The organism is Nocardia sp. NPDC051929, from assembly GCF_044548645.1.
Classification (GTDB): domain Bacteria; phylum Actinomycetota; class Actinomycetes; order Mycobacteriales; family Mycobacteriaceae; genus Nocardia; species Nocardia sichangensis.
In genome coordinates this window covers 217,202-243,789 of record NZ_JBIUCG010000004.1, presented here as the reverse complement: position 1 = coordinate 243,789, position 26,588 = coordinate 217,202, and the positions used below count along the sequence as shown (strand labels likewise).

Below are 26,588 nucleotides of genomic sequence, written 5' to 3'. Positions count from 1 at the left end.
CCGCCATCGGAACTGTGTGGCGTGACGCCGTCCCGGAAATCAGGTGCTCGCCTCGACCGTCGCCCCAGGACGCGAGACCGTATCCGGCAGAGCCGTCGATCCCGCACCGCCCACGCGGTAGCTCGCGCCGCGATGTTCCGTGGGCAATCGATCACCCGCGCCGAACAGTGCGTTGCGTAGCGTGCCCGGCGTGTATTCCGGTGTGTACGCGCCTCTGGCGGTCAGTACCGGGACGACGTGCCGGACGATGTCTTCGAACGTTCCCGGTGTGATCGCGTAGGCCAGGTTGAAGCCGTCCAGGTCGGTTTCGGCGGCCCATTCCTGGAGCAGGTCGGCGACCGTCTCCCCGGAACCGACGAAGACCGGGCCCATGCCGCCGATGCCGGCCCACTTGCCGATGTCGCGGACGGTCCATTCCCGCCCGTCGTCGTCGAATTCCTGGAACGCCGCCACCGCCGACTGGATCGCGTTGCTTTCGACTTGGCCGATCGGGTCGTCGAGGTCGTAGCGGGACAGATCGATGCCCATCCAGCCGGACATGAACACCAAGCCGCCCTCGACACTGGCGTAGGACAGGTACTCCTCGTGCTTGCGCCGCGCCGCCTCGTCGGTCGCGTCGGTGATGATCGTCGCGAGCGCGTAGATGCGCGCGGCGTCACGGGCGCGGCCTGCCGCCGCCAGCGCGTCCCTGATCCGGGAAACCGTCTGCGCGAGCACTCGTTTCGACGGACCGGCGATGAAGATGGCCTCGGCGTTCTCGGCCGCGAAACGCACCCCGCGCGCAGACGCGCCCGCCTGGTAGATCACCGGCGTGCGTTGCGGCGACGGCTCCGACAGGTGGATGCCCGGCACGGTGTAGTGCGTGCCGCGATGACCGATGTGGTGCACCTTGGCCGGGTCCACGTAGACGCCCGCGGTCGCGTCGCGGACCACCGCGTCGTCCTCCCACGAGCCTTCCCACAGCTTGTACAGCACCTCGAGGTATTCATCGGCCTGGTTGTAGCGCTCGTCGTGGTCGAGCTGGTCGACCGCGCCGAAATTGCGTGCGGCCGAGGGCAGGTAGCCGGTCACCACATTCCAGCCCAGCCTGCCGTTGGTGAGATGGTCGAGCGTGGACAGCCGCCGCGCGAACGGGTACGGGTGCTCGAATCCGGTGCCGGTGGTGATGCCGAACCCGAGATGCTCGGTCACCGCCGCCATGGCGGAGACCAGCAGCAGCGGGTCGGCAACCGGGATCTGCGCGCCTTGGCGCAGCGCGGCGATGTCGTTGCCGCTGTAGACGTCGTAGGTGCCCAGGACGTCGGCGATGAAGATGCCGTCGAAGCGGCCTCTCTCCAGCAGCTTCGCCAACTCCGTCCAGTAACCCAGCTCCTTGTAGCGGTGCGATTGGTCGTCGGGATGCCGCCACAGCCCCGGGGACTGGTGGGCGACGCAGTTCATGTCGAATGCGTTGAACCGGATCCGGCGGGTCACTGCGCGGCTCCTCCGGCCGGTGTACGCTCGCCCGCGCTCCAGGCGAACGGCAGATCGGCGCCGTTGAGCAGGTGATCGCCGATCGCCCGCGCCTTCTGGATCGCCGGGTTGTGCACCGAGATGGTGCGGGCGTTACGCCAGTGCCGATCCAGCCGCAGCTGTTCGGAAACGACCGATGCGCCACCCACTTCGAACAGCAGCGATGTGGCGGGCAGCACCAGATCGATGACGGCGAGCTGGGCCCGGGCCGCCGCGAGTTCGGCGGCCACCACCGCGCTCTCGTCCTTCGCGCCGCCCGCCAGCACGTGGTCGAGCACGTCGGCGACGGCGAGCACACTGGCCTCGGCGGCGAACGCGGCCGCCGACAGCCGCCCGATCACCTGTTGCACCAGCGGATCGTGCCGCGGCAGGTCGGCGGCGGAGTGTGTGTAGCCGCGGGTACGCGCCGCGACCCAGTCTCGGATATCGCGCTCGGCGCGCTTGGCGATGCCCGCCAGCACCGCGAGCTGGACCAGTTGCAGGTAGGAGGTCGCGTAGGTCGGTCCGGGCGCGCCGTAGCCGGGGCCGAGGATCCGGTCTTCGCTTACCGCCACATCGGTGAATTCCGTTGTTCCACTGGCCGTCAGCCGCTGGCCGAAGCCGTCCCAGTCGTCGTGCTGACGCACTCCCTCGGCGTTCGCGTCCACCAGCACCCCGACGCGCTCACCGTTCCGGTCGGCGGCGGCCAGAATGTAGTCCGCGTACAGCGATCCCGTGCTGTAGTACTTGACACCATTGAGCAGCCAGCGCCCGCCGTCCTCGGTCAGCGTGGTGCGGTAGCGGTCCACCGCGCCGACACCTGGTTCGGTGATCGCGTTGCCCACCAGCGTGCCTTCGGCCACCGCGCGCAGCCACCGCTCCCGCTCGGGCCCTTGCTCCGCAAGGAGTTGATCCTCGACGAACGAGAAGTGCACCCGCAGCGCTTGCGGCAGATTCGATTCCGCGGCGGCGAGTTCGATGAGCAAGCGGAACAGCTGCCGGACGGTGACGCCGTAGCCGCCGAACTCGACCGGAACGCGCAGCGCGCCGAATTTCGCCGCGCGCAGCAGTCCTACCTCGTGATGAGGAAGCGTGCGATCGATTTCTCGCGTCACGGCGCCCTGGGCGATCCGGTCGAAGATCGGGCCGAAGATCGCATCCAGTTCGGAATCGGTAGTGGATTTCGCCTCGGTGGTCGTCATCAGCCCACCATCGCGCACCCCGCGCGGTCGCTCACGGGTTGCGCGCAGCGCGATCGAAATGCTCGCCGAAGCGGGGAGATCGACCGCTCAGGTGCGCGAGGTCCCAGCCAGGTCGGCTTGTCCGCGTGCGTTGGTCAGCGCGGTGACGACGCAGGTGCCGAGTCACATGCGCTGTCGCGGGCGACGCGGTGCCGCTGTCGGTGCCCGCCGCTACAGTCGCGACGTGGCTGGTTCGCGGTACTCGTTCACGGCGGAAGTGTGGGAACACCAGGGGAATGCCGCTTGGCATTTCGTGTCGCTGCCCGAAGACTTGGCCGATGAGATCGAGGAGCGGTACGCCCATCGTTCCGGCGGATTCGGCGCCGTGCGGGTGCATGTGGTCGTCGGCGGCTCCCGGTGGTCCACTTCGCTGTTTCCGGACAAGTCGCGTGCGACCTACGTCTTGCCGATGAAGAAAGCGGTGCGGGTCGCCGAGGGGCTCGAAGCCGGATCGGCCGCGCGAATCGAGCTCACTGTCGCGCTGTGATCAGCGAAGCTCCGACGGCCGCTCAGTATTCGGCCGGACGCCCCGCGAACCATCCCGCGGCGACCTTGCGCCTGCTCGCACTTCGCTTGACCGCCACCACCACGATCACGAGCACACCGAGCACCACGCCACCGAAACCGAGGGCGAGCGCACCGAACAGTGTGCCGACGAACGACGAGCCGAGACCCTGTCCGATGGCGACCGTCACCTCGGAACTACCCGCCGTGGTCACGCGATAGGCGCCCGGCTTCGCGGCCTCGAACGAGAACCCGGCCCGTCCCTCGTGGCTGCCGAAGGAATACGTGATGATCGCGTCGTACTTCTGCAACTCCAGGTGCTTGCCGTCCGGATCGAGCACCCGAAGGTTGACCGTGCCGGAGGGGCCCCGGGACGATGCCCCGGCGTACTCGAAGTACACGGTGTAGCCGCCGGACTCCGCCAAGTTCACCATGCCGGAGCCGGGCACCTTGACCCGCTGGAAGTCGTCGATCCGGCCCGAGGTCTGCAGGAAGCCGAGAGCGCCGAGGACGATCCCGCCGATGACGCCGAGGCCGATCAGCGCGCCACCCAGCGCGAACCAGCGACCGGATGGGCTGATCGGTTGCGCGGTAGGCGATCCCACCGGACTCGGCGATGTCGGAAAAGGCGGCTGTGACACGGTCGAACCCTCGGCTTCTGGTCGACACCCGCGTCGACGTAGCGACAGCGTACGGTCTGCTTCACCGCCTCGCTACGCGAATCGTCGACCGCCCCGGCTGGCCGGAACTCAGCGCGTCTGAGCCGCCGACATGCACTCGCTCGCGATACGACCGCTGGCGGCGCGCGCCTTGTCCGCGTCCTCTTTGCTCATCCCCAGCGTTTCCTGGTTGGGAGACTTGGTGTCGTACTCGTCGCTGATCATGATCCGCAGTCCGGCCTGCGAAATGCCCTGGTCGACGAACACTTTCGCCGCGCATTCGGCCAGTTGCTTGTTCTTGAGGCCCTTGTCCTGCAACGACTTGGCGAGATCGGCCTGCGTCACCGTGGGCGCCGCCGTGTCCTTGTCGCTGCCGCATGCCGCGAGCACCGGCAGCGCGATCAGCGCCGCGGCGATCATGCAGATCCGCACCTGACTCCTCTTCCTCGACTGACCACTGTCGGTGGCGTGGCCACCATAATGCCGTCCGGCCTTCAGCGGTAGTCGTGCGCGGTCTTTGCCCAGGAGGCCTCAGAGGTCCATGGCCGCGCGCAACGCGGTGTCGAGCCGTTCCAGCGTGTCGGTGTCCACCACGTCCACCCGCTCGGCCAGCCAACCGCGGAAGATGCGCCCGATGTTCCCGGCATGCACCCAGCCGTGTTCCTCCACCGGAACCGCGAGGATGTCCTGCGGATCGTCCTCGAGCACCTCGGCCGCGATCAACCAGGGGCGCGGCGATTCGTTGATGCCGTCACTGCTGATGAGCACGACCGTTCGGCGGCGCGGCGAACCATGCGGGTTGTAGATCCACAGTTCACCCCGACGCACGCATCGCCTCCTCGGCGGCCGCCAGTTCGGCCGCGTCCGCGGCGGCCTCGGCGGTCACATCCGACACCGGACCGACCCCGGTGCGCACGGCCTCCCGTCGCGCGGCCTTCGAAATCCAAGCCGACGGCGACATTCCCGCGCGGGCGGCCGCCTGCTCGGCATACGACCAAGCGGCTTCGTCCAGCGAAAGGGTGACCTTACGCGTTGCCATACCAATTATCCTACCGATATTGCCGGGTCCGGCACCAGCCCTCGGCGACGACCGCGTCAGCGCGATCTGGGCGATTCCCAGCGCGCCACCGGAAGCGACCCGCACTGCTCGCTGCCGGTGAGCGCGTGGCGGCCGCCACGGCGCTGCTGATATTCAGCGCAACGCGAGCGGGGTCTCGGACTCGACGCGGGTCAGCTTTTCCGGGTTGCCGACGAAGTAGAGGCCGGTGATGTGGTCGTCCTCGATGTGGAAGGCCATGATGCCGTCGAGCACGCCGTCCAGGCGCAGCGCCAGTGCCGGGTGTCCGTTGATCAGAATGGTTTCGCAGCTGAGCTCGGCCTGGACCTTGCCGGTGCCGCCGGTGATGTAGCGGGCGACCTTCTCCGCACCGATGATGGGGTGCAGCGCGGCTCGCTTGATACCGCCGCCGTCGCTCATGAGGACGACATGCGGCGCGAGGACGTCGAGCAGGCCTTGTGGATCCCCTGATTCGAGCGCGCGCCCGAACGCCTCCACCGACGCGCGGGTCTGGCTGGGCGATACCACCGAACGCGGGCGGCGGGCCTCGACGTGGCGGCGGGCGCGGTGCGCGATCTGGCGGACGGTCGGCGGGTTCTTGCCGACCGCGACCGCGATCTCCTCGTAGCCGAGGTCGAAGACCTCGCGCAACACGAAGACAGCACGTTCGGTGGGCGAGAGCGTCTCGAGGACGAGCATCATCGCCATCGAGATGTTCTCGGCGAGTTCGACATGCTCGGCGACGTCGGGTGCGGTGAGCATCGGCTCGGGCAGCCAGGGGCCGACGTATGCCTCTCTGCGGCGCTTCATCGTGCGTAGCCGGTTGAGCGACTGCCGGGTAGTGATCCGGACCAAATAGGCACGTTCGTCGTCCACCTGTTCGGTGTCGGCTTTCACCCAGCGCAGCCAGGTCTCCTGCAGCACGTCCTCGGCGTCGGCGGACGAGCCGAGCATCTCGTAGGCGACGGTGAACAACAGGTCGCGGTGGGCGACGAAAGCCTCGGTCGCGTGGTCGCTCATCTTCTCGACCCTTCTCCTCGGTGGTTGGCTGCGTTCGATCCGGGCCGTCAGCTCGTGAAAGGTTCGAGGGCGAACCGGCCCCACGCGATGAACACCGCGACCGCGAGATATACCGAGTTCAGCACGACGAACTTGGACTGCCCGAGCCGGCCGTGGGTGATCATCGCGCCGACCATGAGCCCGACCCAGCAGACCGCCGTGACCGGCACCAGCACCGGCGCGATGTCGAGCACGCCGGGCAGGATCAGACCGGCCGCCGCCAGGATCTGCAGGAGACCCAGACCTTTGACGAAGCCGTCGCCGGCCGTCGCGGTCCATTCCCCGCCAGGTGACGCGGCGAGCTTCTCTCGCGGAACGAACGCCTTGGTGATGCCGCCGAAGAGAGCGAGCGCGGCCAACAATGCCGTAGCGATCCACAGTGCGATGTTCATCGGAAACTCCTCCGTCTCTAATACCTCGGCATTCAGACACCGCGCGAGCGGGCACCGTGACATTCGGTGAGCTGAATCACACAGCGGGGGTGGCGCATCGATCCCGCACAGTCGGAGATCGACGCGCCCGGCGACTATGACCTTGGGTGAACCGCCTGCGCGATACCAACTGATGACAGGTGACTGCTGTTAGGGTTGGCGCATGACGACGTTGCACCATCACCGCGTCGGCGCGGGCGAGCCGCTCGTGCTGGTACACGGGGTCGGGAGCCGGTGGCAGGTGTGGGAGCCGATCATCGACACACTGGCCGCGTCGTACGAAGTGATCGCCGTCGACCTGCCCGGCTTCGGCGGTTCGACGCACCCGCTCGCGCACAACACGGTGCCCAACCTCACCGACGCGCTCGCCGAATTCCTCGCCGCGCAGGGGATCGAACAACCGCATCTCGCGGGGAACTCGATGGGCGGGCTGATCACACTGGAATTGGGCGCTCGCGGGCTGGCTCGCTCGGTGACCGCCTACTCCCCGATCGGCTTCTGGGACACCGCCGGTCGCGTGTGGTGTCAGCAGTCGCTGGGCAAGTCACGGGCGTTGGCGCGCAAACTGCGGCCCGCCCTGCCGTCCGTCCTCGGCACCGCCGCGGGCCGGACCGTCTTCCTCTCCCTGGTCTTCGGCAAACCCTGGGCGCTGGATGCGAAGGTGGCGCTGGACACGGCCATCGGCGCTGCGGACGCGGCCGGATTCGACGAGGCGATCGCCTCGTTCACCGATGTCCGGCTGCCCGAAATCGACTCCCTCGCCGACATTCCCGTGACCATCGCATGGGGCAGCCGCGACATCCTGCTCACCTACGCGACCCAGAGCCGCAAGGCGCGCAGCGTGCTACCGGACGCCGAGCACGTCACGCTGCACGGCAGCGGGCACACGCCGTTCTTCGACGACCCGGCCGGATGCGCCCAGGTGCTGCTCGAGACGGTCACCCGCCAGCGCTAGACGCCCGTCCGTTCAGCCCGCGGGCGGGTCGAGCAACGTGTCAGCGGATGCCGTGCCGAGCAAGACGCGCACGGCATTACCCCACCGGTGCTGAAGAACCCGCTTGCGGGACACGTCCCCGGTGAGCAGCACCCGCAAGGCCGAGCCGGTCATGATCTCGATGGTGAACTCGGTGATCGTAGGCACCCGGGGATCGTCGGGGAACTCGCGCCGGAAGCTGTCGCGAATGCTGGTGTGCATCAGTTCGAACAAGCGGACCTCGAGCGGCAGGAAGGCCGCCCGCAGTTCCGGGTCGGTTCGCGCGCCCACCCACATCTCCAGCGCCGCCCAGAACGACGGGCCGCTGAACATCCGCATGGTCAGCTCGACGGCCGTCTCCAGCCGGTCCGCGTCGTCCGGGATCGCTTCGAACTCGCTTGTCAGCTGGTCGAAACGGCGTCGCGCCACATGCTCGACGGCGCCGGCGAGCAGATCGGCCCTGGTGGGGAAATGATGCTGCAACGTTCCCCGCGGCACACCCGCCCGCTTCTGCACCTCGAGCGTGGTCGTGCCCGCGTAACCGACCTCGACCAGGCTCTCCACCGCCGCGTCCAGCAGCCGCGTGCGCATGCGCTCCCTGCGCTGCGCCTGCGGCTGCCGGACGTGTCCGGGCCCGCCCGTCAGCGACCCTGCCACTGGGGCTCGCGCTTCTGCGCGAACGCCAGCGCGCCTTCGGCGGCGTCCTTGGAAATCAATGCGGGCAGCGCGATTTCGCCCTGCTTCGCGAATCCCTCCGCGACCGGCCAATCCGGCGACTCGTCGATGATGCGCTTGCTCGCGGCCACCGCGAGTGGTGCGGCGGCGACGATCTCGGCCGCGAATTCGAGCGCCACCGACAGCGCCGCACCCGGCTCGGTGACCCGGTTGACCAGGCCGAGCTGGTAGAGCCGCTCGGCGCCGATCCGGCCTCCGGTGAGCGCGAGTTCGGCGGCGGTGCTGCGCGGCAGCCGCTGGGTCAGGCGCAGCACGCCACCGCCCGCCGCCACCAGACCGCGCTTGACCTCGGGAATGCCGAACTGCGCGTCGCGCGCGGCGACGATGAGGTCGCCCGCGAGCGCCAGCTCGAAACCACCGGCCAGCGCGAAACCCTCGACGGCGGAGATCATCGGTTTCGCCGGGGGTTTCGCCGTGATGCCGAGCGGGCCACGGCGCTGCGTCATCGGCATCTCGCCTTTCGACGCGGCCACGAGATCCATTCCGGCGCTGAAGGTTCCGCCCGCACCGGTGAGCACGAGCACGCGCGCGGCGGAATCGGCTTCGAACTCGTCGACAGCGGCCTCGATGGCCTGCGCGGTGGCCAGGTTGATCGCGTTGCGCGCCTCGGGACGGTTGACCGTGAGCACGGTGATCGCGTCGCGCCGCTCGATCAGGACCGAGTCGTTCATCGGGCGCTCCTCTCGGTGAGCAGGGTGAACGTGTCCGCGGCGATCTCGGCGTCCGCGCCGAGCGGGTCGCCTGCGGTGAACGCCGCGAGGGTGTCGGCATCCGACGCCCGGACCAGTATGCGGGTCCCCGCCGGTGTCAGTGCGCTCACCACAACGGCTTCCGGCTCGTCGGCACGGTCCGGCGCGGGACCCTTGCGGTAGGCGACGGTGTACGCCTCGACCGTAGCCGGACCGGTGTACCCGGGCGCGGGTTCCCGCCGCGCCGCAGGCACCTCAGCCTCGATGGCACGGAACAGCCGCTCGGGCGGCTTCGCCGAGTACACCCCGACGCCGTGCTTGGTGCTGTACCAACCGAGCGCCGTCGCCAAGCCGTATGCGCCGGGGTCCGCGCGGAGAATGCCGGACAGCGTCGCGATCGAATGCGTCGTGTAGTTGTTGCCCGGGCCGCCCGCGAAGGTGAGACCACCGGTGACCGACAGTGGCCGGGCCGGATCGTCGATCGGCAGGCCGAGTTCCTCGGCCGCGATCTGCACCGCCACCGGGAAGCAGGAGTACAGGTCGACGTGGGCGACATCGTCTATCGCGATTCCCGCGGCGCCGAGCGCCGCCTTCCCCGCCGCGGCGATCGCGGGCGATCGAGACATGTCCGCTCGTTCGGAGACGAACCATTCGTCGGTCGCGGTGGCGCCGGCATGCGGGAACACCCATCGGTCCCGCGGCACACCGGCGGCCTCGGCCGCCGCCGCGCTGCACAGGATGAGCCCGGCGCCCAGGTCCACGGTCAGGTTGGCGATCAGCAGCTTCGGATACGGCGTCGACACCATCCGGTTGGCGGGCGCCGGCGTCGCCAGGTCGGCGGCAGCCTGCGCGGCGGGCTGCCACGCGTACGGATTGCGTGCCGCGATCTCCGACAGCCGCGACCATAGTCCGCCGATCCGCTCGCGGTGCGCGGCTTCGCTCGACCCCAGCCTGCGGCGCAGGGCCGTCTCCATGAGCGCGTAGAAGTACACCGGGCCCCACAGCCCCGCGGCGGTTTCCATGTCCGAGTTCGGTCCACGATCGGAGCCGACGATCTCGTCCGGTGTTACGCCGTCCGGCTGTTCCGGCCAGTCCACCGCCGCGCCGGAGCGGGCGGCCGTGTTCCCGGAGTACACCGCTTCGGCTCCGGTGAGCAGGGCGACCTCCGAGCGGCCGTCGGCGATGACCTGCGCGACGGCGTTGAGCAGCCGCTGCGGCGCGTCACCGCCGAAACGCACCGACTGCACGGTCCTCCTCGGGCTGACGCCCAGTTCAGCCGCGACGAGCGCGCCCAGGTCACCGTAGGGGCGGCTGACCGGGGCGACGGCGGCGATCACATCGGCCGCACGCAGCAATCGGTCGCCGACGCCGCTATCGGCGCCCGCGCGGCGCAAGGATTCGGCGGCGAGTTCGACCGGGCCGGGCAGGCCCGGCTCACCCGGTCGGTGTACGACCTGCCCGGCGCCGACGAGCACCGGCGTCCTCGGGTCCATTCCGGCTGGCAGCATGCGACCTCCGCTCCATAACCGTCAACGTTGACGGTAACTTGAGTCCGATTAGAACAGAGCCCTGGCACCACGGCAACAGTGCGCGCCAGACAACTGACTCACAAGTAAGATCCGAGCATGGGCACCAACATCGCAGTGCGGTTCGACGACCACCGGGCGTACGTAACGCTGGACCGGCCGGACAAGCACAACGGCCTGACCATCGACATGCTCCGCGAGCTGGTTGCCAGCGCGAAGCTGGTGGCCCACCGCAGCGATGTGCGTGCGGTCATTCTGTCCGGAAACGGACCCAGCTTCAGCAGCGGGCTGGATATCTCCGCGGCAATCAGCGATCCATTGGCAATCGTTCGGAATTTCGTGCCGCTACCCTGGCGCGGCACCAATGCCTTCCAGGAGGCGTGCTGGGCTTGGCGCCGCCTGCCGGTGCCGGTGATAGCCGCCGTGCACGGGCGCTGCTACGGCGGCGGGCTCCAGCTCGCGCTCGCCGCCGACGTCCGTTTCGCCACCCCCGACGCGGAGTTCTCCGTCATGGAAGCCAAACACGGGCTGATCCCGGATATGACCGGCGCTGCAACACTATCCAGGCTGATCGGCATCGACAAAGCCCTCTTGCTCACGATGACCGCGGACGTAGTGGACGCGGACTACGCCGCGCGGATCGGCTTGGTCACCGAGCTGACGCCGGACCCCGTGGTGGAGGCGGAGAAACTCGCCGACCGCCTTGCGACGCGGTCGCCGCACGCGGTCGCCGCCGCCAAACGACTCTTCGAGAAGTCGTGGCAAGCATCCACCCGGCGAACCCTGGCCGTCGAGCGCGCGACCCAACTTCCTTTGATTCTCCGCAAGGCGCGCAGCCGCCCTACCAAGAATTAGCTACAAATTCGCTAGTCTGCTGGAGAACCCTCCCCGCGACTGGTTCCGCTGCTACCATTTGCACGATTTGCCAGCCAGTCGACTAGTGGTGCGCGGCACACTGCGAAGGGTCTGTGTATCGCGGGACGTCCGTGTTTCGCACCGCTCTCGGGAAGAAACCGGAGGGCTCACAGATCGTGATCAAGACCGCATCCTTCCTGCTCTCGGCGCTGGCGGGCGCCTCGGCCCTGTTCTTCACGGCGACCACCCCCGCCATCGCGAACCCGAACGCCATCAATCCGATCCCGGTGCTCAACGGCACGACCGGATTGCCGAATCTGCTCGGCCGCACCAAGGCGGTCTTCCAGGTGACCGGTATGGCCAGCCCGAACAACACTCAGACCTACAACGTCCTCGGCACCGATCTCGGCATCATGTGGGACAACGGGCGCGGCGAAATGCTCACGGCGTTCGGCGACACCGCAGGCGTCGGTTTCCCGAATCTGCTCGCGGGCAGCATGTGGGCCTGGCGCAGCAATATCCTGCTGCGCAGCCACACCACCGATCCGGCCGAGGGCGTCTATTTCGACAGCGTGGTGCGCGACGTGTTCGGGCAGGCGCGCGATCTGATCGCCAGCCCGAAGATCCCGTTCCTGGAGATCAGCCGCATCCCGACCGCGGGCATCGCCGTCGACGGCGTGCAGTACATGAGCCTGATGTCCGTGCGGACCTGGGACGACGTCGGCCAGTGGAGCACCAACTTCTCCGGTCTCGCCGTCTCCGGGGACAACGGCGAGACATGGGCCGAACTGCCGGAAACACGGCGGAACAACGAGGGCGGAGACGCCAACTTCCAGATGAACGCCTTCCTCGCCGACGGCGGGTACATCTACGAATACGGCACGCGGTCCGGACGCAATCACACCGCGCACGTCGCCCGCGTGCGCGCGCACGACATCGGAAATCTCGCCGAATACGAATACTGGGACGGCCACGCCTGGCGGAAGAACGACGTGAACGCCGCCGCGCCCATCATGTTCGGCGTCGGCGAACTGTCGGTGATGTACAACGCCTATCTGGGGCAATACATTTCGCTGACCACCGATCGATTCAATTCCGTGGTGATGCGGCGCGCTCCCGATCCGGTCGGACCGTGGAGCGATCCCGAAGTACTGATCGACACCCGCGAATTGCCCACCGCCTACGCGCCTTCCATCTTTCCGTACCAGACCGGGCGCGATCTGTACTTCCTCACGACCGTGCACAGCCAGTACAACGTCCTGCTGATGCGCACGACGTTGTAACCGGGAACCCGGCGATCCGACGCGGCGCTTGACCTCAACGAAGGTTCATGTACGAGGCTGCACCGCGTTGGATCGTTCACGTTTCCGGGAGGCACCATGCTCAGCACCACCGTCGACATCCGCGCCTGGTTGCGCGACAACGCCATCGCGATCGACAGCACCGATCCGGACTCGCCCGGTACGGAACTCGACGGCCTGATCGCGCGGCTCGCCACCGCCACGGTGGTCGGGCTCGGCGAGTCGACGCGGTTCTCCCGCCAGACCTTCGGTGTGCGCGAGCGGCTGCTGCGCGGGCTCGTCGAACGGCACGGCTTCCGCGCACTGGCCATCCAGGACAGCGCGCGTTCCGGCGAACGGTGGGACCGGTTCGTCACCGCGGGCGCGGGCGACCCCGTATCGGTGCTCGCCGGCGCCTGGCGTCCGTGGCGTACCGAGGAATCGGTGGCCACGCTGCGCTGGATCCGCGCGTACAACCTGGCGCATCCGGACGACCCGGTGCGGATCTTCGGCGTCGAACCGCCCCGTGCCGAACCGAGCGACTACGACGCGGTACTCGACTACGTGCGCCGCGCGGCTCCCGACCGGCTCGCCGCGATCGAGGCGCATCTCGCGCCGATCCGCACCGCGCATCAAGTCGACGAACATGTCCAGCGCCATCAAGGCACCCACCCCGGCCGCCCGTTCGCCGAGCACGCCGAAGACGCCCTCGAGCTGCTCACGACATTGCCGGATACCGGCGAGCGCGCCTCGGCGCTCACCCACGCCCGCATGATCCGCGACTTCCACCGGCAGAGCGTCGCGAGCCAAGGGTTCGCCAGGGACGAACGGCCGTCGGCCGAGACGGTGCTGGAATGGCAGCGCTCGACTGGCGCGAAGATCGTCTACTGGGACGGCCTCGCGCACACCACCAGCCTTCCGATCGTCTTCGGTACGGCCGAATTCCGCGGCACCGGAAGTCATTTGCGCACTGAGCTGGGCGAACGATACGTGTCCGTCGGCATCGGCTTCCATCACGGCGACCTCGGCGCGGCCGTGGCGCCCAATCCGCAACCGGACCTGGTGGACGCCGCGCTGGGCGAAGTCGAGCTGCCCGCCTACTACGTCGACCTGCACGCCGCCGCGCCGGAACCGGTCCATGATTGGCTGATCGGCCCGGCGAAACTGCGCACCATCAGCGGCGTCTACGACCCGGCCGCCGACGCCACGGCCAATATCCGGCTTTCGTCGCTCGCCGATGCGTTCGACGTGCTGATCCACGTACGCGAGACCACGCCGGTGCACTGGCTCTCGCAGGTATCGGACTGACTCGGGCAACCCCACGAAGCGCGGGTGGCCCGATCAATAGACTCGAAATATGGATGCGGCCGACTGGGACGAGCGCTACGCGCAAACGGAATTGGTCTGGGGCGCACCGCCGAACAACACCGTGGTGGAGCACGTCTACGGGTTGGAACGCCGTGCGCCCCTCCAAGCCGCCACACCCGAGGGCGATGCGCCGGAGTTCCCGCGCGCTCTCGATCTGGCGTGCGGCGAGGGCCGCAACGCCCTGTGGCTCGCCACGCACGGCTGGCAGGTGCACGCCGTCGACTACTCACAAGTCGGCATCGACAAAGGCCGCACGGTGGCGTCGCGGCTGTCCCGCTCGGTCCGCAATCGCATCACCTGGCAGTGCGCCGATGTCACCGATCTGGACGAAGCGGGGATCACCGGACCGTTCGAGCTGGTCTTGATGGTCTTCCTGCACCTGCCCGCCGAGCAGCGCCGCGCGTTGGTGCGCACGGCGGCCGGGCTGCTGGCTCCGGAAGGCACCCTGCTCGTACTCGGCCACGACACCACCAACATCACCGACGGCTGCGGCGGGCCGCAGGACCCGGCCATCCTGTTCACCCCTGACGACATCGTCGCCGACCTCGGCCCGCTCGCGGCGGCGAGCGAGGTGCGCGTCCGCATCGCCGACCGCGTCTACCGGCCCACCGAAACGGGCGACGCCATCGACGCGCTGGTCATCGCCACCCGACCGGCCGAATAGGACTCAGGACCAGCGCTCCAGCCACGGAGTCACGGTCTCGGCGATCAGGTCGAAGCCCGCACGGAAGGCGTGCGGCTGTCCCGGGATGACGCGCACTTCGGCGGCGTCGGCGGGGTCGGGAATGCCGAACGGGTCGTTCGCCCCGTTGACGACGACCACCTCGATGTCTCCCGGCGCGAGCAGTTCATCCCGGCGCGAGTTCTCCGGCTTGCCCGGCGGATGCAGCGGGAACGAGAGCGCGAGAACGCCACGGACCCGTGCCGCGACGGCGGTACGACAAGCCACCCGCGCCCCGTTGCTGCGCCCACCCTGGATCACCGGGATGCGCTTGCGCCCGCGCAGCCGCGCGACGATCTCCAGCCAGGCCTCGTCCTGCTTGACCGCCGAACCCGGCGCCCGCCGCCCAGCCACCCGATACGGCTGCACCACCCGCGCGACCCCACCCCCAAGCCGCAACGCGACGTCACGCACCGCGAGCAGGTCCTTCGCCTCCACCCCTCCCCCCGCACCATGCGTGAGCAGCAGCAGAAACGCGGGCCTGCGCGGCTGTTCGAGCTCGACCTCAGCCGGCCCCGCACTCGTCTCGATCAGCATTGTGCTCATTCTGCCGCGCCGGGCCCCCGAAGCCGCACCGTCGCTCCCCGCGTGACCGACCTGCGGCTATCGGAGCAAGCGGCGGCCGTCGCCCACCCCGACCACGTCTTTCGAGCGAAGCGAGACCGCCTGTTCCGTTCGCGACGCAGTCGCGGCCATCAAACACTGTAAAACGCGTCACATTGCCTGCTCAGCTCTTTGCGCAATCATTACCGGCCGGTAATATGTCTCATAAGTTACCCGCGAGTAGCATGCGGAAAACCGGCACGACTACCCGGTGGAGCGAACAACGGGCGGGAACGGCAACCATACCGACCGCACCAACTCAACGGAGAGTGAGTACTGACAATGGGTCACTACAAGAGCAACGTCCGCGACCTGGAGTTCAACCTCTTCGAGGTTCTCGGCCTCGGGTCGATCCTGGACAGTGGCGCCTACGGCGATCTCGACACCGACACGGTGAAGGAGATGCTCAACGAGGTGCGCCGCCTGGCCGAGGGTCCGCTCGGTGAGTCGTTCGCCGACGCCGACCGTAACCCCCCGGTCTTCGACCCCGAGAACCACACGGTCACGCTGCCGGAGTCGTTCAAGAAGAGCTACCGCACCCTGCAGGACGGCGGCTGGGACAAGCTCGGCATCGCCGAGGAGCTCGGCGGCCTGCCGATCCCGCGCGCCGCGTACTGGGCGATCGCCGAACTGATCCTGGGCGCGCAGCCCGCCGCCTTCATGTACGCCGCGGGCCCCGGCTTCGCGAACATCTTCTACAACAACGCCACCGACGAGCAGAAGAAGTGGGCGGAGATCGCCGCCGAGCAGGGTTGGGGCGCCACGATGGTGCTGACCGAGCCCGACGCCGGTTCCGACGTCGGCGCCGGTCGCACCAAGGCGATCAAGCAGGAAGACGGCACCTGGCACATCGAGGGCGTGAAGCGGTTCATCACCTCCGCCGACTCCGACGACCTGTTCCCGAACATCATGCACCTGGTGCTGGCCCGCCCCGAGGGCGCGGGACCGGGCACCAAGGGCCTGTCGCTGTTCTTCGTGCCGAAGTTCCACTTCGACCACGAGACCGGTGAGCTGGGCGAGCGCAACGGTGTGTTCGTCACCAACGTCGAGCACAAGATGGGCCTGAAGGTCTCGGCCACCTGTGAGGTCACCTTCGGCGGCCACGGCATCCCGGCCAAGGGCTGGCTGGTCGGCGAGGTGCACAACGGCATCGCGCAGATGTTCGACGTCATCGAGCACGCTCGCATGATGGTGGGCACCAAGGCCATCGCGACCCTGTCGACCGGTTACCTGAACGCGCGGGACTACGCCAAGGAGCGGGTCCAGGGCGCCGACCTGACCAAGATGACCGACAAGGCCGCGCCGCGCGTGACCATCACCCACCACCCGGATGTCCGTCGCTCGCTGGCCACCCAGAAGGCGTACGCCGAGGGCCTGCGCGCGGTGTACCTGTACACCGCCGCTCACCAGAACGCCGATGTCGCCCAGCACGTTTCCGGTGCGGACGCCGACCTGGCCGCGCGGGTCAACGACCTGCTGCTGCCGATCGTCAAGGGCGTCGGCTCGGAGCGGGCCTACCAGTACCTGACCGAGTCGCTGCAGACCCTGGGCGGTTCGGGCTTCCTGCAGGACTACCCGATCGAGCAGTACATCCGCGACGCGAAGATCGACTCGCTGTACGAGGGCACCACCGCGATCCAGGCGCAGGACTTCTTCTTCCGCAAGATCGCTCGTGACCGCGGCGTCGCGCTGGCCCACGTGGCCGGTCAGGTGCAGAAGTTCATCGACGCCGAGGCGGGCAACGGCCGCCTGAAGGGCGAGCGCAAGCTGCTGGCCACCGCGCTGGAGGACGTGCAGGCCATGGCCGCCACGCTCACCGGCCACCTGATGGGCGCCCAGGAGCAGCCGAGCGAGCTGTACAAGGTCGGCCTCGGTTCGGTGCGCTTCCTGCTCTCGGTCGGTGACCTGCTCATCGGCTGGCAGCTGCTGCGTCAGGCCGAGGTCGCCATCGCGGCCCTCGACAACGGCGCGACCGGCGCCGACGCGGCGTTCTACAACGGCAAGATCGCGGTCGCGCAGTTCTTCGCCCGCAACGTCCTGCCGGAGCTGACCGCCACCCGCGCGGTGCTGTCCAACCTGGACAACGACATCATGGAGCTGGACGAAGCCGCGTTCTGACCTTCGTTCCACCGCAACGGCACAACGGCCCGGAGATCCGCTCCGGGCCGTTGTCGTCTACATTTGTCGATTCGTGACGTTCGATCACCGCTCGACGCCGATTCTCTCCGGTAGATTGCGTGCTCCCGGGGAGCGACAAGAGCCTCCCGCTTCCCACAGTTCGGCACGAGAATTGTCGGCAGAGGTGCCCGAGGTGACGCGCAACGCAACTGGCATCGGCGCCTATCTGCGCGAACGACGCCTCGCCGCGGGGCTGACGCCCGCCCATCTCGCCGAGCGGGCCGAGCTCACCGAAGCGGTGCTCGACCAGATCGAGACAGGCGCGGTGGCGCCGAATCAGCCACTGCTGCAACAGCTGTTCGACGCGCTGGAGGTGCCGATCTGGTACCGCAAACATATCGTCGTGCTGTCCCTGCCGAATTTCTTCACGGACGCCTACGGACCCGGCCCCGACGTGCCCACTCCGGACGACCAGGCCGACCTGCACAGCTTCCCCGACCCGGCCTGCTACCAGCGGATGCCGACGCAGGACCTGGTGGCAGCCAATTCCGCCTACGAACGCGCCTTTCCAGGTGCCCTCCCCCGAGGCAACGTGCTGGAGTGGATGTTCCTCGACGCGGCGGCCCGCCGGGTGATGGTGGACTGGGCCGTGGAAGCGCACCTGCTCGTCGACGCCTTCCGTATCCTGTCTCCGCTCGCGCCGCGCGAGCGCGTCGAGGAGATCGCCGAACGTTGCCGCCGCTCCCCTGATTGGGATCGCATGTGGACCACCGAAGTGCGTCCCGCCGACCTCCCCCGGCGCCGATTGCAGGTGCGCGATCCAGCCTCGAGACGGGTCCGATCGATGAGCATGCGGGTCTACAGCCCAGAACTACCCGAGCGCCCGTGGTGGCTTTACCGGCTGGTGACGATCGGCCGAACGCGCTGAGTCCACCCACCGATGTAGGCGACATCGCGGCGGCGAACGGGCAGAATGACCGAGCAGACTGCGTCCCAGAGGAAGGGAATTGCCGGATGACTCGATCGCTGTCCGCACTCACCGGGGCCGGCGCGCTAGCCGCGGTCTTGGCGCTGGTCGCCGCCACGCCCGCCGGAGCCGACCCGAACAACGTCATTCCGATTCCGGCGATCAACGGCATTCACGGCCTGCCGGACCTGCCCGGGCCTGCCAGAGCGGTGTTCCAGGTGACCGGCATGGACAGCCCGAATCGGACCCAGAACGTCAACGTGCTCGGCACGGATCTCGGCATCATGTGGGACGACGGCAACGGCCGCATGATCACCGCCTTCGGCGACAGCGCGGGCATCGGGATCCCGAATCTCCTCGCGGGCAGCATCTGGGCCTGGACCAGCAATGTGCTGTTCCGCAGCTCCAGGCACGATCCGGCCGACGGCATCATCTTCGACGACGTGGTGCCGAATCCCATACCCAGCCCCAAGATTCCCGGCATCGAGATCAGCCTGATTCCCACCGCGGGCATCTCGGTGGGCGGCGTGCAGTACATGAGCTTGATGTCGGTGCGCGAATGGGGTGACCACGGGAAGTGGAACACCAACTTCTCCACCCTGGCCGCCTCCGGTGACGGCGGCACCACGTGGGCCCAGCTCACCCACACGCGTCGCGCGAACGTCGACGGCCACGAGAACTTCCAGCAGAACGCCTTCTTGAAGGCGAATGGCTACGTCTACCGCTACGGCACCCCAGCAGGGCGCAACAATCCCGGATTCGTCTCTCGCGCGAAGGAATCCGATATCGCGAATATCGACGCCTACGAATACTGGGACGGCAGAGAGTGGAAACCCACCGACGCCAAGACGGCGGCTCCGATCGTCGGCGGCGTCGCGGAACTCTCGGTGATGTGGAACGACTATCTGGGCCAGTACGTCATGTTGACCACCGATCCGGCCAACAGCGTCGTCCTGCGCACCGCACCGGCTCCGGAAGGGCCGTGGAGCGAACCGCGCGTGCTCATCGACGCCCGCGCGCTTCCCACCGCGTACGCGCCGATGATCTATCCGTATCAAACCGGCCGCGACCTCTACTTCGTGGTCACCCAGCACACCCAGTACAACGTGTTGCTGATGCGAACTCCGTTGTGAAGACGACGAATCCGCCCCTCCGGTGCGTGGCGGGGCGGATTCGGGAACCGCGTGCTCGGGGCTATTCCCTCACTCGCACTTGACGATCGGAATCGGGTCGTACTTCACCGTGCGGGTCTTTCGAGACACTTCGCGGCCGGTTTTGTGGTCGGTGATGACGCGGGTGTCGGAGATGGTGAAGCCGGGGCCACCTTCGGAGGCGATGCAGTCCTTGCCCTTGGGCAAGGTGACCGTGTTGGGTTCGGTCGGTTTGGTCTTCTCGCCGGTGATGGACTCGACGTCGACCGTCTTCGTGCCCCACAGTCGCACGGTGATCTCGGTGGCGGTCGCCGAGGTTTCGATGTAGATGCCGGTCTGGGTGTTGTTGCGGAATTTCAGGTCGATCACGCCGTCGAAGACGGTGGCCTCGCGGGCGGCGGGGTAGCGGGAGATGTAGTAGCTGTGCTCGGTGTGACCCGCGTCCTCGAGACCCGCGAAATACGCCGCGTTGTAGAGCGTGGTGGCGAACTGGCTGATGCCGCCGCCGACGGCGGTGCTGGGACGACCGTGGTCGATGATGCCGGACTCGACGTATCCCTCCGCCGTGCCGCGCGGACCGGTGAAGTCGTTGAGCGAGAACGTGTCTCCCGGCTTCACGATCGCGCCGTCGACCTTCTTTGCCACGGTGCGGATGTTGACCCCGGAGGGGCCGCTGAAACCGCCGGTAGTGAACGATCCGACGGGTTCGACCACGCCGAGCCCCTGTGCGGCCTCGGTGGTCAGCTTCGGTTCGACCCGTTCGTAGACCACCTGCGCGGTCCGCTCGCCCGGCGCGGTCAGCACCGCGGTGAGCTGTTCGAAGGTCTTGGGCCAGTTGATCTTGTCGCCGATCACGGCGGGGACGACGGACGCCTTGCCACCCGCCACCGCGAACGTCGCGTCTTTCGGTTCGATCTCCGTGGTGGCCAGTTGCGGCCCGAGTAGACCGGTCGCGGCGTCCTGATTCACCGACGCGGCGAGACCGCCTTGCCCGTCCGGCGCGAAGGCCAGCACGGACGCGATCTGCTCCGGATCGAGCCTGCCCGAGGCGCCCTTGCCCGCGAACGCGATCGGCGAGCGCACCGCGGGCTGGGCGATCTCGCGCAGGGCCTTGTCCACGGCCTCCGGACGCACCTGCAGCGGCGCGGGGACGACGGGAAGGTCCACTGTGGCGCCGGCGACCCACTGCTCGGCCAATTCCGTACGCGCGGCGGCGACATCGAGCACCCGGCCCGGAACCGGAGGCACCGCGACGGGTTCGGCATTGCGGAAGGTGATGGTGCCCTCCACCGACGGCCGGTCGTGCACCCGCAGTTCGGTGAGTTGGCGATCCAGGGCCGGTTCGTCGACGGCACTGACGATCGACACTTCGCGGGTGGTGAAGAAGGAGGCGAGCCGGGTGAACGGGTTGAGCGGCTGGGAGCCGATCCGCGACCAGGTGGCGTCCCAGTCGACGGCCAGTCCGGCGGCGCTCGGCACGATGCGGGTCTGCACGTCGCCGATGCGCAGCGGCAGTTCGCGGCCCGCCCTGGGATCCAGTTCGGCGCGCAGCTTCGCATCGGCCGCGGCTTTGTCCATGCCGCCGATGTCGACACCGGCGACGACGGTGCCACGCGCGACCTCGCCCGAGGACATCACCCAGTCCACCACGTAGCCGAGACCGGCGACCGCCAGCACCGCGCCCACCGCGATACCCACCCGGCGCACGACGGCGCTGTCCAGGCGTTTCGACGGCGGGGGCGAGATCGGGCGACGCGCGGGCGCACGGCGGGGTGCGGGTGGCGGGGGCCGCCTCCGGGTAGTTTGCAGAGGCTGGGTGAGCTGTTCGTCGCCGGTCCAAGCGACCGACCGGTCCGCCGCCTGGGGCCGCTCCGCCCCGAGAAGCTGGCGCCATCCGACTTCGCCACCAGCCTGTGGGCCGCGTCCTCCGGTGCTCGGCTGGCTCGTCACGAACCGTCCTCCCCGTTCGATTGAATTGTGGACCCGCACCGCTGCGCGTCCCTGCCAACGATAGTGGTCCACACCGACAGTGCTCGCCACAGCTCGGGCATAGCGCACATTCCGCGCGAAGAACCGGGTACACCACACAAAGAGGCCCGCGCAGTTGCCGGGTCGGGGGTCAGGCAACTGCGCGGTGCCGATCTGTTTATCGGGCTGTAGCGGGCGGCGTTACACCCGCGAACCGAACCGTGATCGATCCCACGCGGAAGAATCGAGACGACCCCGCCGCAAGACTTGGCTACACGAGGGAGATGGATGGCATGCAGCTGGGAATGATCGGCCTCGGCCGGATGGGCGCAAACATCGTGCGCCGCATCGTCGGGGACGGACACACCGCCGTCGGATACGAACGTCGCTCCGCGCACATCGACGAACTGCGCGCCGAGCTCGGGGACGGCTTCCGGGGCAGCACCGACCTCACCGAGTTCGTCGGCATGCTGGAGACGCCGCGCGTGGTGTGGGTGATGATCCCCGCCGGGGCCACCGGTGCGGTGATCGAGCAGGTCGCCGAGCTGCTCGAACCGGGCGACATCGTCATCGACGGCGGCAACAGCCGCTACCACGAGGACCTCGTGCGCGCCGAGCGCTTGCGGCCCAAGGGCATCCACTACGTGGACATCGGCACTTCGGGCGGGGTTTTCGGGCGGACTCGCGGCTTCTGCCTGATGATCGGCGGCGAATCCGAGCCGGTGAAGCACCTGGACCCACTGCTGAAATCCATCGCGCCGGGCCTCGGGGCGGCGGAGCGGACGCCGGGACGCGGCGGCGAGCCGTCCACGGCCGAGCTGGGTTATCTGCACTGCGGACCGGTAGGGGCGGGCCACTTCGTGAAAATGGTGCACAACGGCATCGAGTACGGGGCGATGGCCGCCTACGCGGAAGGGCTGAACGTCCTGCGCCGGGCCAACTACGGCGCCGAGCACACGGGCGAGTTCTCCGCGGAGGAGACGCCCCTGGAACATCCCGAGTACTACCGGTACGACCTGGACATCCCCGAGATCACCGAGGTGTGGCGGCGGGGGTCGGTGGTCGCGTCCTGGCTGCTGGACCTCACCGCGGCCGCGCTGCACGCGGACCCGAGCCTGGATTCCTACAGCGGCCGGGTATCCGATTCCGGCGAGGGTCGCTGGACGGTCGATGCCGCCATCGACACCGGCGTGCCCGTCCCTGTGCTGGCTTCGGCTTTGTTCGCGCGATTCTCCTCGCGGGGCGAAGCGGTGTACGCGGACAAAGTGCTCTCGGCGATGCGTAAAGCGTTCGGCGGGCACCTCGAGCTGCCCGGCGAGTAGGGCGCAGGTGGTCCGACCGGAATTCCGGTCGGACCACCTCGCGGTGTGCGATCGGTCAGCGCTCGAGGATCGCCACGACGCCCTGGCCACCCGCGGCGCAGATGGAGATCAGCGCGCGGCCGGAGCCCTTCTCGGCCAGCTGCTTCGCGGTGGCGGCGACGATACGGCCGCCGGTCGCGGCGAACGGGTGACCCGCGGCCAGCGACGATCCGTTGACGTTCAGCTTGCTGCGATCGATCGAGCCCAGCGCGCCGTCGAGGCCGAGGCGCTCCTTGCAGTAGGCGTCGGACTCCCACGCGGTCAGGGTGGCCAGCACCACCGAGGCGAACGCCTCGTGGATCTCGTAGTAGTCGAAGTCCTGCAGGGTCAGGCCGTTGCGGGCGAGCAGGCGCGGCACCGCGTAGGTCGGGGCCATCAGCAGGCCGTCGGGACCGTGGATGTAGTCGACCGCGGCGACCTCGCTGTCCACCAGGTGCGCCAGTACGGGCAGCTTGCGCTCGGCGGCCCACTCCTCGCTGGACAGCAGCACCGCGGAGGCGCCGTCGGTGAGCGGGGTGGAGTTGCCCGCGGTCATGGTCGCGTCACCGGCTTTGACGCCGAAGACCGGCTTCAGCGTCGCCAGCTTCTCGATCGAGGAATTCGGCCGCAGGTTGTCGTCGCGGGTCAGGCCGAGGAACGGCGTGATCAGGTCATCGAAGAAACCGCGGTCGTAGGCGGCCGCCATGTTCTTGTGCGACAGATAGGCCAGCTCGTCCTGCGCCTCGCGCGGGATGCCGAATTCCTTGGCGGTGATGGCGGCGTGCTCGCCCATGGACAGCCCGGTGCGCGGCTCGGCGTTGCGCGGGATCTCGATGCCGAGCATGCTCGGGCGCAGCTGGCCGACCAGCTTGAGGCGGTCTTTGTTGGTCTTGGCGCGGTTGGCGTCGAGCATCCACTCGCGCATGCCCTCGCTGACGCCGATCGGGGCGTCGGAGGTGGTATCGGTACCGCCGCCGACGCCTGCTTCGATCCGGCCCGCGGCGATCGCGTCGCCGACGGTGACGATCGCCTGCAGGCCGGTGCCGCAGGCCAGCTGCAGGTCGTGCGCCGGGGTGTAGGGGCTGAGCTTGCTGCCGAGCACGCTCTCCCGGATCAGGCCGTGCTCGCCGACTCGCTTGAGCACGGCGCCGCCGACGACCATGCCGAGCCGCTCGCCCTGCAGGCCGAAACGGCTGACCAGCCCGTCCAGCGCGGCGGTGAACATGTCCTGGTTGGAGGCGTGCGCGTACGCCTTGTCGGAGCGAGCGAACGGAATCCGGTTGCCACCGACGATCGCGACCGGGCGGGTGGTCCTACCGGTCTTGGCGGCACTCTTCGCCGAACGGGCTTTGCTAGTCACTCGAGTCTCCAAGGTCTCGTGGATGGGTGTCCCGGCGGCCCGGTGGAGCACGGATATCTCCGCGCTGCTCGGCGCCCCGTCGCGGTTGTTTACATTAAACTTACTCTGGAGTAAGTTTAATGTCGACACATACCCCCGCAAAAGTGCGCCAGCAGACCACGCCGGGGCGATACCCCAGACCCGAGAGCCAGAACTCAGAAAAGGTAGGAATAGTGGCAGCCAGCAAGAGCAAGGGTGCTCCCAACCTCTATGGATCGTTCGTACACTCCGCGCCTGGCGCGTTCCTGGCCGGCAAGCTCGGCCTTCCGAAGCCGGAGAAGCTGCGCCGCTACGTCAAAGGCGAGCCGCCGCTGTCCGGGCCGGTGCTGATCGGCGGCAAGGGCCGCGTCGCCGAGCCGGTGCGCGCCCTGCTGTCGGACTACACCTTCGCCGATGCGCTGAGCCAGGGCACCAAGTACGGCGCCCTGGTATTCGACGCCACCGGCGTCGGCACCATCGAGGACCTCTCGCAACTGTTCGAGTTCTTCCAGCCCGCCCTGCGCAGCCTCACCTCCTCCGGACGCATCGTGGTCATCGGCACCACTCCCGAGCTGGCTTCCGGCATCGACGAGCAGATCGCGCAGCGCGCACTGGAGGGCTTCACCCGCTCGGTGGCCAAGGAACTGCTGCGCGGCTCGACCGCCCAGCTGGTCTATTTGCACCCGGAGGCGTCCGCGGCGGCGACCGGCCTGGAGTCGACCCTGCGCTTCCTGCTCTCGGCCAAGTCGGCGTTCGTCGACGGCCAGGTCATCCGGGTCGGCAAGGACGACGCGAGCGCGCCCACCGACTGGGACCGCCCGCTGGACGGCAAGGTCGCGGTGGTGACCGGCGCCGCGCGCGGCATCGGCGCCACCATCGCCGAGGTGTTCGCCCGCGACGGGGCCCAGGTGATCGTGGCCGACATCCCGGCGGCGGGCGAGGCGCTGTCGCAGACCGCGAACAAGGTGGGCGGCACCGCGCTCGCGCTCGACGTCACCGCGCCCGACGCGGCGGAGAAGCTGGCCGAGTTCGCCACCGAACGTTTCGGCGGCATCGATATCGTCGTGCACAACGCGGGCATCACCCGGGACAAGCTGCTGGCGAACATGGACGAGGGCCGCTGGAACGCGGTCATCAACGTCAACCTGGCCGCTCCGCACCGGATCACCGAGGGGCTGGTGGCCAAGGGCGCGCTGAAGGAGGGCGGTCGCGTGATCGACGTGTCCTCGATCGCGGGCATCGCGGGTAACCGCGGGCAGACCAACTACGGCGCGTCCAAGGCGGGCGTCATCGGCATGGTGAACGCGGAGGCGCCGAAGCTGGCGGAGAAGAACATCACCATCAACGCCGTCGCGCCGGGTTTCATCGAGACCGCGATGACCGCCGCCATCCCGCTGGCCACCAGGGAAGCGGGCCGGCTGATGAGTTCGCTGCTGCAGGGCGGCCAGACCGTCGACGTCGCCGAGACCATCGCCTACTTCGCGAGCCCGGCGTCGAGCGCGGTGACCGGCAACGTCGTGCGGGTCTGCGGACAGAGCCTGATCGGAGCATGATGGCCCAGGCTCCGGCAGGCAAGGAGAAGACCCAGGTGATCGCCCTCACCGAACCGCCGAAGAACAACCGCCTGTTCGTCAAGGCGGCGCTCGGCGCGGTGCCGCTGCTGTCGGCGCGCAAGCCGACGCTGCCGGACCGGGCCGTCCGGCTCGACGGGCTGCGGGTGGACCCGGATCATCTGGCCGCCTACTGCCGCGCGACCGGGCTGCGGTTCGGCGACGCGCTGCCGCTGACCTACCCGTTCATCCTCACCTTCCCGCTGGCGATGCAACTGGTGGTGGCGCGGGACTTCCCGTTCGTGGCGGTGGGCGCGGTGCACGCGCAGAACGTCATCGAGCGCACCCGCGAGATCTCGGTGAGCGAGCCGCTGGACATCCGCACCCACATCGAGAACCTGCGCGAGCACCCGAAGGGCCTGCTCGTGGACGCGATCAGCGATGTGAAGGTGGGCCGGGAGCAGGTGTGGCACCAGGTCACCACGTTCCTGCACCAGCAGCGCACCTCGCTGTCGGGCGGGCCGAAACCGGAGCCCAAACCGGAGGAGGTTCCGCCGCCGCCGCTGCGCACCCTGCGGGTGGATCAGAAGACGATCACCCGGTACGCGGCCGCGTCCGGTGACCACAATCCGATCCACACTTCGGCATTGGGCGCCAAGGCGTTCGGCTTCTCGCGATCGATCGCCCACGGCATGTGGTCGGCGGCGACGATTCTCGGGGCGGTCGAGGGACGCATTCCGGAGCAGACCACGTACTCGGTCAAGTTCGGCAAGCCGATCCTGCTGCCCTCCGCCGTCAACCTGTATGCCGATCAGGTCGAAGGCGGTTGGGATCTGGCGCTGCTCCACCCGAAGAAGGGGTACCCGCACCTGACGGCGACCCTGCGCTGAACGTTCCGCGAAGCCGCATCCCGATTCCCACGAA

General features: G+C 68.4%; 26 protein-coding genes. 12 read left to right on the top strand and 14 right to left on the bottom strand.

Features of this window, described 5'->3' with window-relative positions; genetic code table 11:
* Positions 1–39 precede the first annotated feature (39 nt).
* Positions 40–1,473: an LLM class flavin-dependent oxidoreductase gene (locus ACIHAX_RS07170; RefSeq protein ID WP_397276257.1), complete on the bottom strand. Its 1,434-nt coding sequence runs from the start codon at positions 1,471–1,473 to the stop codon at positions 40–42.
* Complete coding sequence (locus ACIHAX_RS07165; protein WP_364424740.1) at positions 1,470–2,693, bottom strand: acyl-CoA dehydrogenase family protein; 1,224 nt, start codon at positions 2,691–2,693, stop codon at positions 1,470–1,472. Before ACIHAX_RS07165 ends, ACIHAX_RS07170 begins: the two co-directional genes overlap by 4 nt.
* Positions 2,694–2,916: 223 nt before the next feature.
* Between ACIHAX_RS07165 and ACIHAX_RS07160 the strand changes: the two genes are divergently transcribed.
* Complete coding sequence (locus ACIHAX_RS07160; protein ID WP_364424742.1) at positions 2,917–3,219, top strand: DUF1905 domain-containing protein; 303 nt, start codon at positions 2,917–2,919, stop codon at positions 3,217–3,219.
* Between the two features lie 22 nt (positions 3,220–3,241).
* Here the strand turns inward: ACIHAX_RS07160 and ACIHAX_RS07155 are convergent, their stop codons facing one another.
* The 6 genes from ACIHAX_RS07155 to ACIHAX_RS07130 all read right to left on the bottom strand — a co-directional run bounded on the left by ACIHAX_RS07155 (position 3,242) and on the right by ACIHAX_RS07130 (position 6,403).
* Positions 3,242–3,841 (bottom strand): hypothetical protein, encoded by a 600-nt coding sequence (locus tag ACIHAX_RS07155; protein WP_364424744.1) that lies wholly within the window; start codon positions 3,839–3,841, stop codon positions 3,242–3,244.
* Positions 3,842–3,985: 144 nt separating this feature from the next.
* On the bottom strand, positions 3,986–4,315 hold the full coding sequence (locus tag ACIHAX_RS07150; RefSeq protein ID WP_245562771.1) for a hypothetical protein: 330 nt from the start codon (positions 4,313–4,315) through the stop codon (positions 3,986–3,988).
* 111 nt (positions 4,316–4,426) lie between these two features.
* Positions 4,427–4,723, bottom strand: a complete 297-nt coding sequence (locus tag ACIHAX_RS07145; RefSeq protein ID WP_355071396.1) for a hypothetical protein — start codon at positions 4,721–4,723, stop codon at positions 4,427–4,429.
* Positions 4,710–4,934 carry a hypothetical protein gene (locus tag ACIHAX_RS07140; protein WP_063016531.1) on the bottom strand — a complete coding sequence of 75 codons (225 nt, stop codon included), beginning with the start codon at positions 4,932–4,934 and terminating at the stop codon, positions 4,710–4,712. Before ACIHAX_RS07140 ends, ACIHAX_RS07145 begins: the two co-directional genes overlap by 14 nt.
* Positions 4,935–5,087: 153 nt before the next feature.
* The gene (locus ACIHAX_RS07135) at positions 5,088–5,972 is read right to left on the bottom strand and encodes an RNA polymerase sigma-70 factor (protein ID WP_397276254.1); all 885 of its coding nucleotides are present in this window, start codon (positions 5,970–5,972) and stop codon (positions 5,088–5,090) included.
* 47 nt (positions 5,973–6,019) lie between these two features.
* Positions 6,020–6,403, bottom strand: coding sequence for a DoxX family protein (locus ACIHAX_RS07130; RefSeq protein ID WP_397276252.1), 384 nt, complete (start codon positions 6,401–6,403; stop codon positions 6,020–6,022).
* 202 nt (positions 6,404–6,605) lie between these two features.
* On the opposite strand from ACIHAX_RS07130, the gene ACIHAX_RS07125 reads away from it, so the two are divergent.
* Positions 6,606–7,397, top strand: a complete 792-nt coding sequence (locus tag ACIHAX_RS07125; RefSeq protein ID WP_356962942.1) for an alpha/beta hydrolase — start codon at positions 6,606–6,608, stop codon at positions 7,395–7,397.
* A gap of 12 nt (positions 7,398–7,409) precedes the next feature.
* Here ACIHAX_RS07125 and ACIHAX_RS07120 read toward each other — a convergent pair whose 3' ends face one another.
* The 3 genes from ACIHAX_RS07120 to ACIHAX_RS07110 are packed head-to-tail and all read right to left on the bottom strand — an operon-like array spanning position 7,410 to position 10,347.
* Positions 7,410–8,006, bottom strand: a complete 597-nt coding sequence (locus ACIHAX_RS07120) for a TetR/AcrR family transcriptional regulator (protein WP_397276249.1) — start codon at positions 8,004–8,006, stop codon at positions 7,410–7,412.
* A gap of 50 nt (positions 8,007–8,056) precedes the next feature.
* Positions 8,057–8,821: a crotonase/enoyl-CoA hydratase family protein gene (locus ACIHAX_RS07115; protein ID WP_355071387.1), complete on the bottom strand. Its 765-nt coding sequence runs from the start codon at positions 8,819–8,821 to the stop codon at positions 8,057–8,059.
* On the bottom strand, positions 8,818–10,347 hold the full coding sequence (locus tag ACIHAX_RS07110; RefSeq protein WP_364424753.1) for a thiolase C-terminal domain-containing protein: 1,530 nt from the start codon (positions 10,345–10,347) through the stop codon (positions 8,818–8,820). Before ACIHAX_RS07110 ends, ACIHAX_RS07115 begins: the two co-directional genes overlap by 4 nt.
* A gap of 129 nt (positions 10,348–10,476) precedes the next feature.
* On the opposite strand from ACIHAX_RS07110, the gene ACIHAX_RS07105 reads away from it, so the two are divergent.
* From ACIHAX_RS07105 to ACIHAX_RS07090, 4 genes are all read left to right on the top strand, one after another.
* Positions 10,477–11,220, top strand: coding sequence for a crotonase/enoyl-CoA hydratase family protein (locus ACIHAX_RS07105; RefSeq protein ID WP_397276357.1), 744 nt, complete (start codon positions 10,477–10,479; stop codon positions 11,218–11,220).
* Positions 11,221–11,396: 176 nt separating this feature from the next.
* Positions 11,397–12,503: a DUF4185 domain-containing protein gene (locus tag ACIHAX_RS07100; RefSeq protein WP_364424755.1), complete on the top strand. Its 1,107-nt coding sequence runs from the start codon at positions 11,397–11,399 to the stop codon at positions 12,501–12,503.
* A 96-nt stretch (positions 12,504–12,599) separates the two neighbouring features.
* Entirely contained in the window at positions 12,600–13,808 is a 1,209-nt protein-coding gene (locus ACIHAX_RS07095; protein WP_397276246.1) for an erythromycin esterase family protein, read from the top strand.
* Between the two features lie 49 nt (positions 13,809–13,857).
* A complete protein-coding gene (locus ACIHAX_RS07090; protein WP_355071379.1) occupies positions 13,858–14,532 on the top strand; it encodes a class I SAM-dependent methyltransferase in 675 nt (224 codons plus the stop codon).
* Positions 14,533–14,535: 3 nt separating this feature from the next.
* Here the strand turns inward: ACIHAX_RS07090 and ACIHAX_RS07085 are convergent, their stop codons facing one another.
* Entirely contained in the window at positions 14,536–15,126 is a 591-nt protein-coding gene (locus ACIHAX_RS07085; RefSeq protein ID WP_355071377.1) for an alpha/beta family hydrolase, read from the bottom strand.
* A 348-nt stretch (positions 15,127–15,474) separates the two neighbouring features.
* Here ACIHAX_RS07085 and ACIHAX_RS07080 point away from each other — a divergent pair, with 348 nt between their 5' ends.
* The 3 genes from ACIHAX_RS07080 to ACIHAX_RS07070 all read left to right on the top strand — a co-directional run bounded on the left by ACIHAX_RS07080 (position 15,475) and on the right by ACIHAX_RS07070 (position 19,410).
* Positions 15,475–17,310 (top strand): acyl-CoA dehydrogenase, encoded by a 1,836-nt coding sequence (locus ACIHAX_RS07080; RefSeq protein ID WP_355071375.1) that lies wholly within the window; start codon positions 15,475–15,477, stop codon positions 17,308–17,310.
* 193 nt (positions 17,311–17,503) lie between these two features.
* Positions 17,504–18,238 (top strand): helix-turn-helix domain-containing protein, encoded by a 735-nt coding sequence (locus ACIHAX_RS07075; protein ID WP_355071374.1) that lies wholly within the window; start codon positions 17,504–17,506, stop codon positions 18,236–18,238.
* 86 nt (positions 18,239–18,324) lie between these two features.
* On the top strand, positions 18,325–19,410 hold the full coding sequence (locus ACIHAX_RS07070) for a DUF4185 domain-containing protein (RefSeq protein WP_356962956.1): 1,086 nt from the start codon (positions 18,325–18,327) through the stop codon (positions 19,408–19,410).
* 69 nt (positions 19,411–19,479) lie between these two features.
* Here the strand turns inward: ACIHAX_RS07070 and ACIHAX_RS07065 are convergent, their stop codons facing one another.
* Entirely contained in the window at positions 19,480–21,135 is a 1,656-nt protein-coding gene (locus ACIHAX_RS07065) for a VanW family protein (RefSeq protein ID WP_397276243.1), read from the bottom strand.
* Between the two features lie 554 nt (positions 21,136–21,689).
* Here ACIHAX_RS07065 and gnd point away from each other — a divergent pair.
* Positions 21,690–22,718, top strand: coding sequence for a phosphogluconate dehydrogenase (NAD(+)-dependent, decarboxylating) (gnd, locus tag ACIHAX_RS07060; RefSeq protein ID WP_355071369.1), 1,029 nt, complete (start codon positions 21,690–21,692; stop codon positions 22,716–22,718).
* A 55-nt stretch (positions 22,719–22,773) separates the two neighbouring features.
* On the opposite strand, the gene ACIHAX_RS07055 is transcribed toward gnd, so the two are convergent.
* On the bottom strand, positions 22,774–24,096 hold the full coding sequence (locus tag ACIHAX_RS07055; protein ID WP_355071367.1) for an acetyl-CoA C-acetyltransferase: 1,323 nt from the start codon (positions 24,094–24,096) through the stop codon (positions 22,774–22,776).
* A 212-nt stretch (positions 24,097–24,308) separates the two neighbouring features.
* On the opposite strand from ACIHAX_RS07055, the gene ACIHAX_RS07050 reads away from it, so the two are divergent.
* Together ACIHAX_RS07050 and ACIHAX_RS07045 are read left to right on the top strand one after the other, a co-directional pair.
* The gene (locus tag ACIHAX_RS07050; protein WP_397276241.1) at positions 24,309–25,667 is read left to right on the top strand and encodes a 3-oxoacyl-ACP reductase; all 1,359 of its coding nucleotides are present in this window, start codon (positions 24,309–24,311) and stop codon (positions 25,665–25,667) included.
* Entirely contained in the window at positions 25,664–26,554 is an 891-nt protein-coding gene (locus tag ACIHAX_RS07045; protein ID WP_355071364.1) for a MaoC/PaaZ C-terminal domain-containing protein, read from the top strand. The genes ACIHAX_RS07050 and ACIHAX_RS07045 overlap by 4 nt, the downstream gene beginning before the upstream one ends.
* Positions 26,555–26,588 lie beyond the last annotated feature (34 nt).